Here is a 15,641-nt window from a genome sequence, read left to right as displayed (position 1 = left end):
GTGGCGTTGAACAACGGCGCTTTGATCGCCGATCGTTACCGATTGATCCGTCTCATCGCCACCGGTGGGATGGGTCAGGTGTGGGAAGCCACCGACTCCCGGCTCAACCGTCGCGTCGCCGTCAAGGTACTCAAGTCCGAGTTCTCTTCCGATCCGGAGTTCTTGGAGCGCTTCCGCTTCGAGGCCCGCACCACCGCACAGCTCAACCATCCCGGTATCGCCGGAATCTACGACTACGGCGAGACCCGCGACAGCTCGGGCGATTCCACGGCGTACCTGGTGATGGAACTCGTCAACGGTGAGCCGCTCAACGCTGTCCTGGCACGCGTCGGCCGCCTGGCGGTTCCGCATGCCCTCGACATGCTCGAGCAGACCGGCCGCGCCCTGCAGGTCGCACACGACGCCGGTGTCGTGCACCGCGACGTGAAGCCGGGCAATATCCTCATCACGCCTACTGGCCAGGTGAAGATCACGGACTTCGGCATCGCCAAGGCCGTCGAGAACTCTCCTGTCACGCGCACGGGAATGGTGATGGGCACCGCCCAGTACATCGCGCCCGAGCAGGCTCTCGGTCAGGACGCGACCGCGGCGAGTGACGTGTACTCGCTGGGAATCGTCGGATACGAAGCACTTTCGGGTAGACGTCCGTTCACGGGTGACGGCGCGCTGACCGTCGCGATGAAGCACGTGCAGGAAACCCCGGCGCCGATGCCGGCCGACCTGCCGCCGAACATCCGCGAGCTCATCGACATCACGTTGACCAAGGATCCGGCCGGCCGCTACGCCAGTGGCGGTGAGTTCGCCGACGCCGTTGCAGCCGTTCGGGCAGGGAGGCGTCCACCGCCGCCCGGTCTGCTCGCTACCGGTGCCGCGAGCGCGTTGCCGGCAACGGGTGCCACGCAGGTCATGCCGCCGACGTACGCGGGCCCGGTGACGGGCGCAGCTGTTGCGGACGACGCGGCAGCCGGCGGAATGACCAGTGGGCAGAAGGCCGTGGCATGGGCCGGCGGCGGATTGATCTTGTTGGCGTTGATCATCGGCGGAGTCTGGATCGCAACCGACGGTCCGAGCGACCCGACGCCACCCGTCGTCACGTCCACGACGTTGCCGACCACCACTACGACCAAGCCCACCACGACGACGACTCGGCCGACAACGACGACCACCGAGCCGACAACAACGACGACTCGGCCGACGACAACCACGACCGAGCCGACAACCACCACGACAACGCCGACCACGACCACAACAACTCCGACGACCACAACCACCACCACGACGACAACGACGACCACAACGACCACTGAGCCGTTGGCGGATCCCGGAGACGCTGAAGAACCGCTAGGACAAGACCAATGACGACACCCCGCAATCTCTCCTCCCGCTACGAGCTGGGTGAGATTCTCGGCTTCGGCGGAATGTCCGAGGTTCACCTGGCGCGCGACCTCCGACTCAGCCGCGACGTCGCGATCAAGGTGCTGCGTGCAGACCTCGCGCGCGATCCCACGTTCTACTTGCGGTTCCGTCGTGAGGCGCAGAACGCTGCCGCGCTGAACCATCCGGCGATCGTGGCCGTCTACGACACCGGTGAAGCCGAGACCGACGCCGGGCCGCTGCCGTACATCGTCATGGAGTACGTCGACGGCGACACGTTGCGTGACATCGTGCGCAGCACCGGGCCGATGGCTCCGCGCAAGGCGATGGAAGTGATCGCGGACGTCTGTGCCGCTTTGGACTTCAGCCACCGCAACGGCATCGTGCACCGCGACGTCAAGCCCGCCAACATCATGATCAACCGTGCCGGCGCCGTGAAGGTGATGGACTTCGGTATCGCCCGTGCCATTTCCGACGCGTCGAGCCCGATGACGCAGACGGCCGCCGTGATCGGCACCGCTCAGTACCTCTCGCCGGAGCAGGCGCGAGGTGAGCAGGTGGACGCGCGTTCGGACGTCTACTCACTCGGTTGCGTGCTGTTCGAGATTCTGACGGGCGAGCCGCCCTTCAAGGGTGATTCACCGGTCGCCGTGGCGTACCAGCATGTTCGTGAAGATCCGCAGACGCCGTCGGAGATCAATCCCGACATTCCGCGCGAGCTGGATTCGATCATTCTCAAGGCAATGAGCAAGAACCCGGCCAACCGCTACCAGAGCGCCGGCGACATGCGCAGCGACTTGGTGCGTGTCCTGGGCGGTCAGCGTCCGAGTGCGCCGATGGTGATGAACGACGAGGACCGCACCACCATCCTCGGCGCCGTCGGCTCCGACACCGGGAACTACCGCACTGCTCCCGATCCGGTCGAGCCGGTTGCTGCGAGGACAACTCGCGCCGCCGAGCCGCCTGCCAAGAAGAAGGGCGGACGCTACGCCCTGATGGGCATCGCGGCGCTTCTGGTGATCGGTCTGGTGACGTTCTTTCTCATTCGGGTGAACTCGCCGAAGGTCGAGATGGTGACCGTTCCGGGTGACCTGACCAACCAGCCCGCCGACGTCGCCGAGGCGACGCTGACCAACGCCGGATTCCAGGTGGAGCGTCAGCAGAAGACGGACAAGGTGATCGCCGCCGGAAACGTCATCACGACGCGTCCGGTTGCCGGGGTGCGTATCGAGAAGGGCAGCACCGTCACCATCGACGTGTCCACCGGCCCCGAGCAGGTCGCGATCCCGCGCCTGACCGGGCTGAGTCAGGACGACGCCGAGAAGAAGCTCAACTCCGTCGGTCTCCGACTCGATCCGACAATCGGCAAGGCGGCGTCGACCGTTGCCGAAGTCGACAAGATCGTCAATCAGGACCCGGCCGTCGGAGTGTCGGTTGTTCTCGATTCCGCGGTCTCGATCACCGTCGGCACCGGGCCGGAGCAGGTTCGTGTCCCGGATGTCACCGGTCAGCGTGAAGAGGTGGCGAGGCCCAACATCGAAGGTGCCGGGTTCGTCGTCCAGATCACGGAGATCGATTCGGGTCTGCCGAAGGGACAGGTCGTTTCGACCGACCCGACCGGCGGTACGTCGGCCACCAAGGGTTCGACCGTGACGCTGCGAGTGTCCAACGGCAACCAGGTCGCGATGCCTGATCTGACCAACAAGACGGTGTCCGAGGCGTTGAGCACGCTTCGCGCAGCCGGTTGGGCGGGAACTGCGTCGCAGCTGGTGCAGAACCAGAGCACGACGCTCACCCCGGAAATGGTGGGCAAGATCGTCTCGCAGACCCAGCCTCCGGGATCGGAGATCTCCAAGGACGCGGTCATCACCGTCAGCGTCGGAGCGCTCGGAATCCCCGGCCGCTAGCAAACTGAAAAAGTGCCTCCCGGAGATTTCCGGGAGGCACTTTTTTGTGGACAGATGTCAGAGAATTGCGGGCAATGCGCCGCCGAGCGCCGACGCGACCTCGGCCTCGAGGGCTGCGACGAGTCCTTCCGGGGGCGCGTCACCGCAGACTGCGAGCCAGTTCGCGAGCATCCGGTGCCCACCCTGGGTGAGTACGGACTCGGGGTGGAATTGGACGCCGTGAATCGGCAGTTCCCGGTGACGCATCGCCATCACGACGCCGCTCTCGGTGTGTGCAGTCACCTCGAGTTCCTCGGGAATGGTGTCCTCGAGAACCGTCAGCGAGTGGTATCGGGTAGCGGTGAACGGATCGGGTAGCCCGGCCAGGACGCCGACGTCCTTGTGGTGAACCAGACTCGTCTTGCCGTGGAGCAGTTCGGGCGCGCGGTCGACGGTTCCGCCGAAAGCCGCACCGATCGCCTGGTGTCCGAGGCAGACGCCGAGCAACGGGGTCTTGGTGTCGGCGCAGACCTTCACCAGATCCATCGTCGCTCCCGCGCGCTGCGGGGTACCGGGGCCGGGGCTCAGGAGAATGCCGTCGAACTGCGCTACTGCACCCTCGAGGTCGGCCGTCAGTTGTGGATCGTCGTTGCGCCAGACCACGGCTTCGGTTCCGAGCTGGCCGAGGTACTGCACCAGGTTGAACACAAAGCTGTCGTAGTTGTCGACGACGAGAATCCTCATGAGAGCAGGGTAAACGCCCGTGCTATCCGCCGGTATAGGCGGGGACCGTGATCTGCGACGGCGTCGCCTGCGTGTACCCGAGGCCGAAGCGGGTCGCGTACTGCTTGTAGATCCGAATGCCCGGTTCGGCAGCGAGTGCCGCCTCGAGGCGCGCAACATCGCCGATCGCGCTCATCACATACGGCGGGCTGTAGGTGCGGCCGTGAAGAAGGAGGGTGTTTCCGATGCATCGCGGCGCGGACGTACTGATGATCCGTTGGTCCTGCATGCCCACCGCTTCGGCCCCGCCGGCCCACAGTGCGTTCAGCACGCTCTGGACGTCCTGCTGATGCACGACGAGGTCGTCCGGGGTGGCGTCGACCGGATACTTGCCGTCGGCGTTGCGCGGGGCGTCCGTCATGGTGACCACGACACCGGGGCCGGTCATCTCCGTCAGTCCCGCGTCGGCGGAAATGTTCTTGATGTCACCGAGAGCCGCTGCCACGCCGGCGTCGGACCGAGCGGCGTCTTCCTGCAGCGAATCGAGCTGGGCGGCAAGTTCGTCCCGATCGGCCGAAACTTTCTCGGCATTGGCCTGGGCGCTGCGGACCAGATCGGAGAGCCTGGTGCTTTCGGTGACCTGGAGCTGATTTTCCTCGGCGGATCTCTGCGCCGTGGCGACCATCAGACCGGCTACCAGGCAGACGGCAAGTACACCGATGTGCCAGACGGTTCGTGAAGATTCACCCGAAGACACGTGGCTCCTCCCGGATTGTGCAGGTCGGCCGGTGACCAACTGGACACAGCTACGTTAGCGTGTAGGTAACACATGCAGGTCACACCGTAGAGCGAGGACGTCATGCCCAAGTCGAAGGTCCGTAAGAAGAACGACTACACAGTCAACCCGGCAAACCGCACTCCGGTGAAGGTGAAGATGGGTCCGTCGAGCACGTTGTACGTCTCGGTGATGCTCGGATTCATGCTTGTCGGCCTGGCATGGCTGATTGTGTACTACTTGGCCGCGGATTCGATCACGTGGATGAACGACTTGGGAAACTATAACTTCCTCGTCGGCTTCGGCTTCATGGTCGTGGGCCTTGTGATGACCATGAGATGGCGCTGACCAGCAATTATCTGATTCGGCCCGGATCGTGACCGTCATTCAATTACATGGGTGTCATTCATCCCCATTGTGGATAACTCCTGTGGACAACCTAGGAAGTTATCCACATGCTCGAGGATGAATTTCATCCACAGCCTCGTGACAACGCCACGGAGGTCGTCTCGTGGGCTACTCCGATGGGTGTTGTCTACGCGATGTTCGGCGGCGGAATTGCCCTCGCGATCGCCTCGATAATCGCGCCCACCGAGCCTGCCGGACGCTTCCTGCTCGCCCTCGCGGTGATCGGACTGTTCGTGATGGGCGGACTCGCCCTGCGTCAGCGTCCCCGCCTGGCGGTGATCGAGGACGCGGGAACCAAGTCGATCGCGGTGCAGCGATTGCGCGCCCGTCACGAGTTCACCCGCGAACAGATCGACCGCGTGCGGCTTGTCCGCTACCCGCGTCTGGGCCGACGCGTCCCGATGCTCGAGATCGACATCGTCGACCGGCCCACCGACACGGAGAAGCTGTTGATCTTCGGACGCTGGGATCTCGGCACGTCGCCGGAAGATGTCTTGGACGTGCTTGCCGTCCACGGTTTGGTGCCGCCGGAGAAGTAAGCGCGGGTTACATGGCCAGTGCCGCGAGGTCCGGCTGCACGATGTCGAGGGCCTGCTGCGGCACCGCGACGGCGTCGCTCGACCATCCCCAGATCGAGTACAGCTCGCGGCCGGGGTCGGTATACCCATCGCGGCCGTGCAGCACCCGGTAATTGTCGATGCAGATCATCTCGCCGGCTTCGGCACGGAACATCGGCCCGCTGTCTCGCACGTGAATCACGGCCTCACTCCACTGCTTCACCAGCGGCCACTGCGCTTCCTCCGATTCACCGGCGATCGGCGCGAGGTACGGGTGGTACCGAACCTGGTTGCGTCCACTCGGCACAGTCCGGGCGATCGGCGCGAAGGTGTCCTGCGGGAAGTTCGGTTCCGAATGGTCGATGTCTGTGCTCCAACAGAATTCGGCCAGTTCCGCTGTTGCGGGATCGAAGGCGAGTAATTGCGTCAGCTTGACCGCATCGGTGAGAAACGAGTCGCCGCCACTCGGGTACGCCGGACGCTTGCACCACAGAAATAGATAGTCGGGCGCGTAATCACCGAAAGCAAAACCGTCGTTGTGGGCGGTCATCCGTTCGCCGGAGATCCCGAACGAGCGCTTGCGGCCGCGTTCGTCCACCGGTTGGGTGTCGACGACAGCGGCTTCGGCATCCTGGCTTCTGGCGCTCGCCTCGAACTGTCGGCCGACGCGAATGCACTTCTCACCGAGCAACTTCGACGCGAATGCAATGGCATCTTCCTCGGTGTGCAGCCCACCGAAGACCGCGGCGCCGTCGAGAGCGATTGCCGCCCGGACGGCCTCGACCGTGTCCACGCGCCGCGGAACAACACTTGCCAGCGTCAATTCGGAAGAGAACATTCATGACTCCATACGTCGAGTTGGCCAAACGGTTCAACTCGAGCGTAGGAACTCGTCATTTCGACGGCGTAACTCCGGAAACCGATTCGGTTACGGAGCCAGCCTTCCTTCAGATCACCTTGCCGGGGTTCATGATTCCGTGGGGGTCGAGTGCGCCCTTGATTGCATGATGCATCGCGACGACGGCCGGTGACAGTTCTTGCGCGAGGCCGCCCATCTTCAGCAGGCCGACGCCGTGTTCACCGGTGACGGTTCCGCCCAACTCGAGGGCGTTGTCGATGATCTCGGCAAAAGCCGCCTGAGCACGCCTCCGCGCCGCTTCGTCGTCGTGTGGCGTGATCAGCAGCGGATGCAGGTTGCCGTCACCCGCATGCGCGATGTTCGCGATGTGCGTGTCGTGCCTGGCCGAGATGGCCTCGATGCGCGCCAACATCTCCGGAACCGCCGCCTTGGGAACACAGATGTCCTCGGTGAGCACCGGGCCGAGCCGCTCGAGGGCGGGGTAAGCCAGACGCCGGGCAGAGAACAAAGCGTCGGCTTCCTCCTGATCGGTGGATCTGGCGCTCCAGTTTGCCCCGGAACGGTTGAAGCAGGCCAACATTCGCTCGGCTTCGGCGTCGCCGATCTCGCCCGGTGTGTCGATGCGGCCGAGCAGGACAACCTCGGCGTCGGCCGAGAGGCCCATGTTCTTCCAGGCGTCGACGGCAAGCAGGCACTGTCGATCGATCAACTCGAGGGCAGACGGCGTGAGACCGTCGGCAGCTACGGCTTCGACGGCCTTGCCCGCAGCGACGATGGAGTCGAAGTATCCGACGATGGTGCGTTCGGGATCGCGCTGAGGACGAAGCTTGACGGTCACCTCGGTGATCACGCCGAGAGTGCCTTCGGAGCCGACCATGAGTGCCGAGAGATCAAACCCAGCCACTCCCTTGGCAGTTCGACGCCCGAGCCGAACCAGCTCACCGGTTCCGGTGACCACCTGCATGCCCAGCACGTAGTCCTTGGTGACGCCGTACTTGACGCAACACAGGCCGCCGGCATTGGTCGCGACGTTGCCACCGATCGTCGACCAGGGTGCGCTCGCCGGATCGGGTGGATACCAGAGGCCGTGCTCGGCGCAGGCGTCGCGGAGGTGATCGTTGACCACTCCGGGTTCGACCACGGCCAAACGCTCGAGGGTGTTGATCTCCTTGATGGCGTTCATCGCGTCGAAGGCGATCACGACGCCGCCGGCGACTGCGTTGGCTCCGCCCGACAGACCGGTTCCGGCGCCGCGCGTGACGACGGGCGCACCGTGGGCGATGCACGCCTGCACAACTGTCTGTACCTGCTCGGCTGTGCGCGGGCGGACCACTGCGACAGGCATCTCGTAGGGAGCCCACTCGGCGTCGTCGTGGATGTAGCTCGCCATGATGTCGGGGTCGGTGATCAGTCGATCCGCATCGATCTGCGAGCCGAGCGCCTCGAGGAGTGTCATGTCTCCACGATAGTGACGGCGGCTACACCGCCCCATGTAGATTTACTCCGAGAAACCGGAAACTGTATGGACATTCTCTCCATACTCATCTTTGGTCAGACGAGTTGGTCTGACGAGTTGGTCTGACAAGGGAGCGCGGATGCACGAGAACTGGCTACAGCTTCTCCTGGCCGAGGCATCCACCGAGGAACTGATCGAACACCGCGATCAGTTGGCCGCTGGGTCAGGCCCCGAGGTCGCCGCCGAGATCGAGCGAGAAGCCCGATCGGCGCTTCAACTACGAAGTCTCCTGGCTCAGCGCCGACAGCGCGCCACCGAACTCGGGGCACTCAACGACATCGCGTCGCTGCTGACCACGATGCACGATCACCACGCCCTCCTGCAGGAGATCGTGGATCAGGCCAAACGACTACTCGGCGTCGACCTTTCGTACCTTGCTCTCATTCATGACGACATCTTGATCATCGAAGTCACGAGCGGTGCGTACACCTCCCAATTGCTCGGCCTCACGGTTCCCTTCCGCGAAGGTCTGATCGGTCGCGTGGTCGAGAACTCTTCTCCTGCTTGGTCTCCCGACTACCGAAACGATCCCTCGTTTGCACATATCGGACCGGCCGACGACGCAGCGCGAGCCGAGAACATGCGCGGCCTGCTGGCTGTGCCGCTGACCTTGAACGGCAAGATCCTGGGTGCCCTGTGCGCGTGCAAACGTCAAGAGCGCCGATTCGGCAACGAGGAAGTTGCGTTGCTGTCCGCCCTCGCAGCCCATGCCTCGGTGGCCATCGAGAATGCCCGCTCTCTCGAACGCTATCGCGCGACGGTTGCGGAAGTGAACGCCGCGAACACCGAACTTGCCAAGCGCACAGCACTTCTCGAACAGACACTGACTTGGGATCGTTCGCTCACTCAGGTTGTCCTGCGCGGCGGCGGTGTTCGCGAACTCGTGGAGGAAACCTCGGCGTCGACGGGTTCGCCCGTGTTCTTCGTGACCGGAACATCCGAGATCCCACCGGGACTGCAACGGGTGAGCGAGAGCGTGCATCGGGTCTTCGACATCCTTGCCGCCGACCGACGCGAGCAGGAAGTGACGCTTATCGTCGGTGAGCAGTTCCTGTTCGCCACCGAAGTACGCAGTGCCGGTGACCAACTCGGAGTTCTGTTCCTACTCTCGCGCCAGGAACCCACCGCCGCCATGAGATTGGCACTCGAAAGGTCTGCTCCCGCCATTGCGCTGGCACTGGTCGGCGAACGGGCGGCCAGGGAAGCCACCCGCCGAGCACGCGATGCATTTCTGGTCGATCTGATCACCAGGCCTGCGCCGACGCCGGCCGAGGTCACCGGTCAGTTCCGCCTGGCCGGGCTCAATCCTGACCGCTCGTACACCGTCGTGGTGGCCCGCCCGGCCGACGCCGTCGACCGTGCGCGTCGCAGTATCGAGGAAATTGCATTCCCCTCGGGAACCGTTGTTGCCGAACATGGTTCACGAGTCATCGCACTGATTCCCGGAATGTCACCGGCAGCAGTTGCGGCGGCGTGGGTGCAGCCGGCGGAGAACCCGACCGTCGGAATCGCCGATCCGGCGGTGGGAGCGGAAGGTCTGGCGCGGGCGTATGTCGAGGCACAGCACACCGTCGACGTCCTCGAGACTCTCGGGCGGGCCTCCCACGTGGAACCGGCAAGTTCACTCGGCATTTACCGAATTCTCCTCAGCCGCACCGGCCGCGAAGAACTGGAAGCCCTGACAGAGCGTTCCCTCGGTCCTCTCCTCGAGGAGGAGCAACGACGCGGCGTTCCGCTATTGGACACCCTCGCGTCGTACCTGTCACACAATTGCAAGCACTCCGCGACCGCCGCCGCGCTCGCGATTCACGCCAACACTCTGTACCAACGGCTCGAGTCGATCGACAGGTTGATCGGTACACAGTGGCGTCAGCCGGACCAGGCGCTCGATCTTGCGCTCCTGATCCGGCTGCGTGCCAGTGCCGGGAAACTCGGTCAGATCTGAGCGGGCTTGCTCGATCGCTTTGCCAGTGCCACCACAAGGATTGCGGCACAGAGCATCACGGCGCCCACCACCCACAGTCCTGCCTTGGCATTTCCGGTCACATCGGTGAGCCAGCCGGTGATGTACGGAGCACCGAAGCCCGACGCGTTGCCGATCGAGTTGATCATGGCGATGCCCGCGGCCGCGCTGGCACCCGTCAGGAACGTGGTGGGAAGGTACCAGAATACGGGGAGTGCACACAGCACGCCGACGGCGGTGAGCGAGACCGCGATCATGACGGTGAACGGTGAATCCAGGTACAGCGCAATCGGAATGGATACCGCGCCCAGGAGCGTCGGGGCTGCAACGTGCCACATTCGTTCACCGGTCTTGTCGGAATGGCGGCTCCACAGCACCATCGCGACAGCGCCGATCGCGTAGGGGACGGCCACGATCAGGCCTGTCTCGACGAGCGAGAAATCGGTGTTGAACGTCTGCTTGAATCCCGCGACGATGCTGGGCAGGAAGAAGCTCAAAGCGTAAAGGCCGTACGTGATTCCGAAGTAGACCAGACCGAAACCGATGACGCGGGGATCACGCAGGGTTTTGCCGGCCGACTGGTGACCGGCGTCGCCGAGTTCTTTCTCCTCGTCCGCCATGGACTTCATCAGCCAGGTGCGCTCCTCGAGGGTCAACCACTTTGCGTCGGCGGGACGATCTGTGAGGTAGAACCAGACGACAAACGCCAAGATCACGGCGGGCAGACCCTCGATCAGGTACATCACGCGCCATCCGGCCAGGCCGAACAGTCCGTCGCCGTACTGGATGATGGCAGCCGAGAGCGGGGCACCGAGCGCCGACGAGAGCGGAAGTGTCAGCAGGAACAATCCCATCAGGCGTACGCGGTACTTCTTCGGGAACCAGAAGGTCAGGTAGAGAAGAACTCCGGGGAAGAAGCCGGCTTCGGCGATGCCCAGGAGAATGCGAAGGAAATAGAGGCTGCCCACATTGGGCACGAATGCCAGCGCAGCGGCGAGGATGCCCCAGGTGAGCATGATCCGCGCGATCCACAGCCGGGCGCCGAAGCGGTGCAGGGCCAGGTTGCTCGGCACCTCGAACAGCAGATAGCCGACGAAGAAGAGACCGGATGCGAGCCCGAACATCGTCTCGGTCATACCGAGGTCGGCGCTCATGGTGAGCTTGGCGAAGGCGATGTTCGTACGATCCAGATAGTTCACGAAATAGAGCAGGATCAGGAAGGGAATCAGCCGGCGCGCTACCTTCTTCACCACGCGAGATTCGATCTCGCTCGGCGCAACCCCACCGTCAGTGGTGGTGCTATCGGTGGAGGTCATGGCAGGGGTACTCCTCGGAAAAGGTCAGCGTTGCTATCTACGAAGTGACTCAAGCCACAGTAGAAGCACGACTGAGCCCAACCTATGTGGACAATCTCTACAGAAGCCGTCTCTGCATGTGCGATTGCTCCCAAAGATCCGGCAGATGATCCCGGGCAGCCCGACGAACGTCCCTGAACAGTCGAAGGCGACAAACCCGTCTGAGCTGGGGGTTTAGAGCTACGAGCACCGAGTCACTGGCTAGTGTTGTCGGCGAAACAGCCAGAGCAAGTGCGGACGCACCGCGTGACTTGAAGGACAGAACATGACGAAGTTGGTTCGGACCACGATGACCCGCCGGTCCTCCACCGCAGTCGCTGCCACCCTCGCGGCGGTCGCTATATTCGCCTCCGCCTGCGGCAGCGACTCCGACAAGACCAACTCCGACAAGAGCGCTGCCGGCGCCTCGTCCGCTACATCCTCGGCCACCGTCGGCGGGAAGACGCTCGACGCCAAATTCGAGACGAAGTGCGCAAAGGACGGCGGCACGACAGTTATGACACTGCTCGACGCGGAAAATCCCACCTACGGCATGTTGACCGTCTCGGCCATCGTCGATGAATCCGGCACGGTTCAGACTGCCGGAATCGCCGGAAGCGAGGGTGGATCGAACGGTCTGCCGTACACCGCCGGATTCGCACCGGGACTGCCCGGCGGATCTGCCAGTGCCAAGCAGGACGGCGATACCTTCGTGGTGACGGGCGAGGGAATCGGCGCCCGGGACAAGGGCAACCCGACGGCGACGTCGAGCTTCGAGATCACGTTCGCCTGTGAGTCCATCATCGGCGGCTGAGCCATAGAACGGCTGGGCCCTAGGATTCTTGCTAGCTGATTCCCAGCTGTTCGCGCAGTTGAACGACGCGGAGCGCTATGACTCCGATTGTCACCACGGTGACGGCACCAAAAGCGATCCAGCCGATCCGCACTGCTTTCACGCGGTTCTCACCGGCACCCAACCACTGTGGGGCGTACAGGAAGGCAGCGGCTGTTGCGGCACCTGCCACCAGACCTCCCGCGTGACCCCAGAACGAGATCCCGGGCAGCGAAATGCTGATGATCACATTGATCGCGATCACCGAGATGATCGGGACCGGGCTTCGACGCAAACGCAATAGAAGGACGGCCTGTGCGCCCATGATGCCGAAGATCGCACCCGACGCCCCAGCAGTCCAGGACAGGGCCGTGAGCGAAGAGAACACCGGCTGGAATGCCATCACCGAGGCGGAACCGCCGAGAAGCGAAACCAGGTAGATGCCGATGTACCTCGAGCGGCCCATCACGATTTCGGTGTCGCGGCCCAGGATGTAGAGGGCGTACATATTGACCGCGAGGTGCAAGATGCCGAAGTGCAAGAACCCGGAGCCGATGAGCCGGAACCAGTCACCGCTGGCGACGAGCCCCGGATTGAGTGCCCAGTTCGCGAAGATCGACGAGCCGACCTGATTGTTCATGATGCTTCGCGACTGCGCGAAGGTGGCGAGGAACGCCAGGACGTTGAGCCCCATCAAGGTGTACGTCACGACCGGGACCGCACGGGTGGGGCTCACGGTGTTTCCGGCGACGCCCCGAACGGGGCGGACATCACGCTGACCGGCAGCTACACAGTCAACACATTGGTATCCCACCGCCGCCTCGCGGAGACAGTCCGGGCACGCCGGTCGTCCACAACGATTGCAGGAAAGTGCGGTAGGTCGATCTGGATGGCGGACGCACCGCGGTTGGGGCGGGATGCCCTCACTCGCACCGCCGCCCCAACCGGGGTTCGTCATCTGCTTGTTTTACCTGTTCAGGAGATGGTGATGCTGTTGATCACGACGGGCTCGACCGGACGATCGCCACGATCGACGGCGGTGGAGGAGATAGCGTCGACAACCTTCTTGGAATCGTCGTCGAGAACCTCACCGAAGATGGTGTGGCGACGGTTCAGGTGCGGCGTCGGGCCGGTGGTGATGAAGAACTGCGAGCCGTTGGTTCCCGGGCCTGCGTTGGCCATGGCCAGCAGGTAGGAGCGGTCGAACTGCAGTTCCGGGTGGAACTCGTCACCGAACTTGTAGCCCGGGCCGCCGGTGCCGGTTCCGGTGGGGTCGCCACCCTGGATCATGAAGCCGTCGATGACGCGGTGAAAGATGGCACCGTCGTAGAACGGGCCGGTCTTGGTGCCGGCGGCGTTTGCGGTGGTGTACTCCTTCGAGCCGTCGGCGAGGCCGACGAAGTTTTCGACGGTCTTCGGCGCATGGTTGCCGAACAGAGCGATCTTGATGTCGCCGCGGTTCGTGTGCAGCGTTGCGGTTGCGGTCTGATGAGTTGAAGTCACACCACCATCGTGCCATTGCCGGCGTTCTCGCGGATGTCGCCCCGCAAAAGTCTCCCTGTCCTCGCCCCACTGTTATGGCACAGTGAAGTCATGACACGAGTGACCGAGTCCCTCAGCACGCAGTTGCCCGACACCTTCGATCACGCGCGCGCCCGCGTCGAGGACACCTTCGACGAGACTGCCGCCTACCTCGAAGAGACAGCGGCTCGCATCAAGGAGTCCGAGGCAGCCGACAACGCTCGCCGTATCGCCGCGGTGGTCGCGACGTCGGTCGCTCGCGGCGCTGGGCAGGTCGGGTTGTTCCTGGGCCGTCAGGGCAAAGTCCTCGCCAAGAAGGGCGTCGAGCGCGCAAAGGCTATCCCCACGAAGTCCGCGGAACGCACCGAGAAGCCTCGCGGCCGCAAGCGCGTCACGGTGTTCGTCATCGCCGGTGTCGCGGTGATCGGTGGCGCGGTGTTCTTCAAGAGCCGCCGACGCGAGCATCCGCCGGTCGCTTCCGCACCCCCTCGCCTCGAGGAGAACTCGGCCGAGAAGACCGCTTAGTCGACATACGAAAAGCCCCGGAACAGATTGTGTTCCGGGGCTTTTCGATGTTCACATTCAGCAGTTGGACGGTGCCGGGACGTTGTTGAAGCGATCGATCATGTATCCGATGGATTCGGGGGTACCCACCAGGTACGGCGTCGCGTGATTGATTGCCAGTCCCGGAATGATCGGGGGCAGTTCGTTGACGGAGAACTGCACCGTTGCACCCTTGCCGCACCAGTCTCGCGCCAGTTGCTGTCCCTGGCCGAACGGAACGATGTCATCGGAGCGGCCATGCTGAATGAGCACGGGCGACTCCGGCGTCGGCTTGCCGATCTTCTGCTCGTCGAGGATCGCCTGCGCCATGGGCAGACGGGCCAGAACCGCGGACAGTGATTCACCGGAATTGGTGAAGCTCGACGACTGCTGAAAGCCGAACTGCAATCCACTTTCGGCGACGCACTGGTTCTTGGTGGCGGCCAAAATCTGTCGGCCACGATCGTTGATCTCGGCGTCGAGCAGCGGCTGAACCTCGGGGTACTGCGCAAGGATCCCGTTGAGCGCGTAGCCGATCACTCCGGTGAGAAACGTGCCGTCGACCTGCTGCAGCGTCGCCGCCAGATCGGCGGGCGGTGCACCTGCGTAGGTGCCCTTGAGATCAAGCTCGGGAGCGTACGACGGCTTCAATTCCGTTGCGGCAGCGGCAGCTCCTCCACCTTGCGAGTAACCCCACAGTCCGACGGGGCCGTCGGCGGGAATGCTCGTGTTCGGGAGTTGCTGAGCGGCTCGCACCGAGTCCAGAACGGCGTGCGCTTCGGCTTCACGGTTGACGTAGGTGTGATCGCCCGGAGTTCCGAGGCCCTCGTAATCGGTGACGACGACGGCAATGCCGTTGAGCAGCAACGTGTTCACCCAGATGGACTCGTAGCCGACCATGACGTCCGTCGGGAACTGGTACTCGATACCGGTGTTGAACAGCTTGGACGGTGCGCATTGATCGCCCTGCCCATGCGTTCCCACCGCTGCGGCAACCAGTGGACGCGCCCCCTGCCCGGTCCACGGGTTCGACGGTTCGAGATAGGTGCCCGTCACGGCAACGGGGGCGCCCTTGGCGTCCTCGCTTCGGTACATGATCTTGGTGGCGGTTGCCGGCCACGCACCGTTCGATCCGGGCACGCTCAGCAGCAGTGGTGACGGCTCACTCTTGATGAGATCTCCGTTGGCACCTGCCGGAAGCTCCGACGGCGGCGTGTAGAAATCCGCCGGCTCCGCCGTTGCGGCAGGGGCCGTCACAGCACCCATGACCAGTGCCGCGACGGAGACCCCGGCCGCCCACCATGCTCTGCTCTTCACGTTTCGATCTCCCCACGTTCGCCTGCGCTGTGG

The 15,641-nt window shown here is 63.8% G+C and carries 15 protein-coding genes; 7 read left to right on the top strand and 8 right to left on the bottom strand.

From position 1 onward, the window contains the following. Entirely contained in the window at positions 1-1,359 is a 1,359-nt protein-coding gene (locus RhoBH5_RS22255; protein ID WP_019746232.1) for a protein kinase domain-containing protein, read from the top strand. Continuing rightward, positions 1,356-3,281, top strand: coding sequence for a Stk1 family PASTA domain-containing Ser/Thr kinase (gene pknB / locus RhoBH5_RS22250; RefSeq protein ID WP_007729221.1), 1,926 nt, complete (start codon positions 1,356-1,358; stop codon positions 3,279-3,281). Before RhoBH5_RS22255 ends, pknB begins: the two co-directional genes overlap by 4 nt. 57 nt (positions 3,282-3,338) lie before the next feature. Here pknB and RhoBH5_RS22245 read toward each other — a convergent pair whose 3' ends face one another. Further along, the gene (locus tag RhoBH5_RS22245; RefSeq protein WP_270008796.1) at positions 3,339-4,004 is read right to left on the bottom strand and encodes an aminodeoxychorismate/anthranilate synthase component II; all 666 of its coding nucleotides are present in this window, start codon (positions 4,002-4,004) and stop codon (positions 3,339-3,341) included. A 22-nt stretch (positions 4,005-4,026) separates the two neighbouring features. Beyond that, positions 4,027-4,740, bottom strand: a complete 714-nt coding sequence (locus RhoBH5_RS22240; RefSeq protein WP_020967993.1) for a DUF881 domain-containing protein — start codon at positions 4,738-4,740, stop codon at positions 4,027-4,029. 102 nt (positions 4,741-4,842) lie between these two features. Between RhoBH5_RS22240 and crgA the strand changes: the two genes are divergently transcribed. Together crgA and RhoBH5_RS22230 are read left to right on the top strand one after the other, a co-directional pair. Beyond that, positions 4,843-5,106, top strand: coding sequence for a cell division protein CrgA (gene crgA, locus RhoBH5_RS22235; RefSeq protein ID WP_003942576.1), 264 nt, complete (start codon positions 4,843-4,845; stop codon positions 5,104-5,106). Between the two features lie 107 nt (positions 5,107-5,213). Continuing rightward, on the top strand, positions 5,214-5,705 hold the full coding sequence (locus tag RhoBH5_RS22230; protein ID WP_063315331.1) for a PH domain-containing protein: 492 nt from the start codon (positions 5,214-5,216) through the stop codon (positions 5,703-5,705). Positions 5,706-5,712: 7 nt separating this feature from the next. On the opposite strand, the gene RhoBH5_RS22225 is transcribed toward RhoBH5_RS22230, so the two are convergent. Beyond that, complete coding sequence (locus RhoBH5_RS22225) at positions 5,713-6,561, bottom strand: TauD/TfdA family dioxygenase (RefSeq protein ID WP_270008795.1); 849 nt, start codon at positions 6,559-6,561, stop codon at positions 5,713-5,715. 109 nt (positions 6,562-6,670) lie between these two features. Then, positions 6,671-8,038 (bottom strand): FAD-binding oxidoreductase, encoded by a 1,368-nt coding sequence (locus RhoBH5_RS22220; protein ID WP_270008794.1) that lies wholly within the window; start codon positions 8,036-8,038, stop codon positions 6,671-6,673. 139 nt (positions 8,039-8,177) lie between these two features. Here RhoBH5_RS22220 and RhoBH5_RS22215 point away from each other — a divergent pair, with 139 nt between their 5' ends. Next, positions 8,178-10,043 carry a helix-turn-helix domain-containing protein gene (locus RhoBH5_RS22215; protein ID WP_073512969.1) on the top strand — a complete coding sequence of 622 codons (1,866 nt, stop codon included), beginning with the start codon at positions 8,178-8,180 and terminating at the stop codon, positions 10,041-10,043. Here the strand turns inward: RhoBH5_RS22215 and RhoBH5_RS22210 are convergent. Further along, entirely contained in the window at positions 10,034-11,377 is a 1,344-nt protein-coding gene (locus tag RhoBH5_RS22210) for an MFS transporter (RefSeq protein WP_003942551.1), read from the bottom strand. The two genes, RhoBH5_RS22215 and RhoBH5_RS22210, sit on opposite strands and share 10 nt — an antisense overlap. 304 nt (positions 11,378-11,681) lie before the next feature. On the opposite strand from RhoBH5_RS22210, the gene RhoBH5_RS22205 reads away from it, so the two are divergent. Continuing rightward, the gene (locus RhoBH5_RS22205; protein WP_042920742.1) at positions 11,682-12,209 is read left to right on the top strand and encodes a lipoprotein LpqH; all 528 of its coding nucleotides are present in this window, start codon (positions 11,682-11,684) and stop codon (positions 12,207-12,209) included. Positions 12,210-12,240: 31 nt separating this feature from the next. Here the strand turns inward: RhoBH5_RS22205 and RhoBH5_RS22200 are convergent, their stop codons facing one another. After that, positions 12,241-13,185 (bottom strand): rhomboid family intramembrane serine protease, encoded by a 945-nt coding sequence (locus RhoBH5_RS22200; protein ID WP_270008793.1) that lies wholly within the window; start codon positions 13,183-13,185, stop codon positions 12,241-12,243. Between the two features lie 17 nt (positions 13,186-13,202). Beyond that, positions 13,203-13,730, bottom strand: coding sequence for a peptidylprolyl isomerase (locus RhoBH5_RS22195; RefSeq protein WP_007729190.1), 528 nt, complete (start codon positions 13,728-13,730; stop codon positions 13,203-13,205). Between the two features lie 90 nt (positions 13,731-13,820). On the opposite strand from RhoBH5_RS22195, the gene RhoBH5_RS22190 reads away from it, so the two are divergent. Next, complete coding sequence (locus RhoBH5_RS22190) at positions 13,821-14,273, top strand: hypothetical protein (protein ID WP_042453366.1); 453 nt, start codon at positions 13,821-13,823, stop codon at positions 14,271-14,273. Between the two features lie 57 nt (positions 14,274-14,330). On the opposite strand, the gene RhoBH5_RS22185 is transcribed toward RhoBH5_RS22190, so the two are convergent. Then, positions 14,331-15,608, bottom strand: a complete 1,278-nt coding sequence (locus tag RhoBH5_RS22185) for a lipase family protein (protein WP_270008792.1) — start codon at positions 15,606-15,608, stop codon at positions 14,331-14,333. Positions 15,609-15,641 lie beyond the last annotated feature (33 nt).

The sequence above is a fragment of the Rhodococcus sp. BH5 genome, from assembly GCF_027583855.1.
Classification (GTDB): Bacteria; Actinomycetota; Actinomycetes; order Mycobacteriales; family Mycobacteriaceae; genus Rhodococcus_F; species Rhodococcus_F qingshengii.
Note: the sequence above shows the minus strand (reverse complement) of the source record. Positions and strands in the feature narration are given on the sequence as shown.

Excerpts from the sequence above, each read along its gene's own strand:
- pknB (WP_007729221.1), top strand. The coding sequence starts at position 1,356 with ATGACGACACCCCGCAATCTCTCCTCCCGCTACGAGCTGGGTGAGATT.
- RhoBH5_RS22245 (WP_270008796.1), bottom strand. The coding sequence starts at position 4,004 with ATGAGGATTCTCGTCGTCGACAACTACGACAGCTTTGTGTTCAACCTG.
- crgA (WP_003942576.1), top strand. The coding sequence starts at position 4,843 with ATGCCCAAGTCGAAGGTCCGTAAGAAGAACGACTACACAGTCAACCCG.
- RhoBH5_RS22230 (WP_063315331.1), top strand. The coding sequence starts at position 5,214 with ATGCTCGAGGATGAATTTCATCCACAGCCTCGTGACAACGCCACGGAG.
- RhoBH5_RS22225 (WP_270008795.1), bottom strand. The coding sequence starts at position 6,561 with ATGTTCTCTTCCGAATTGACGCTGGCAAGTGTTGTTCCGCGGCGCGTG.
- RhoBH5_RS22220 (WP_270008794.1), bottom strand. The coding sequence starts at position 8,038 with ATGACACTCCTCGAGGCGCTCGGCTCGCAGATCGATGCGGATCGACTG.
- RhoBH5_RS22215 (WP_073512969.1), top strand. The coding sequence starts at position 8,178 with ATGCACGAGAACTGGCTACAGCTTCTCCTGGCCGAGGCATCCACCGAG.
- RhoBH5_RS22210 (WP_003942551.1), bottom strand. The coding sequence starts at position 11,377 with ATGACCTCCACCGATAGCACCACCACTGACGGTGGGGTTGCGCCGAGC.
- RhoBH5_RS22205 (WP_042920742.1), top strand. The coding sequence starts at position 11,682 with ATGACGAAGTTGGTTCGGACCACGATGACCCGCCGGTCCTCCACCGCA.
- RhoBH5_RS22200 (WP_270008793.1), bottom strand. The coding sequence starts at position 13,185 with ATGACGAACCCCGGTTGGGGCGGCGGTGCGAGTGAGGGCATCCCGCCC.
- RhoBH5_RS22190 (WP_042453366.1), top strand. The coding sequence starts at position 13,821 with ATGACACGAGTGACCGAGTCCCTCAGCACGCAGTTGCCCGACACCTTC.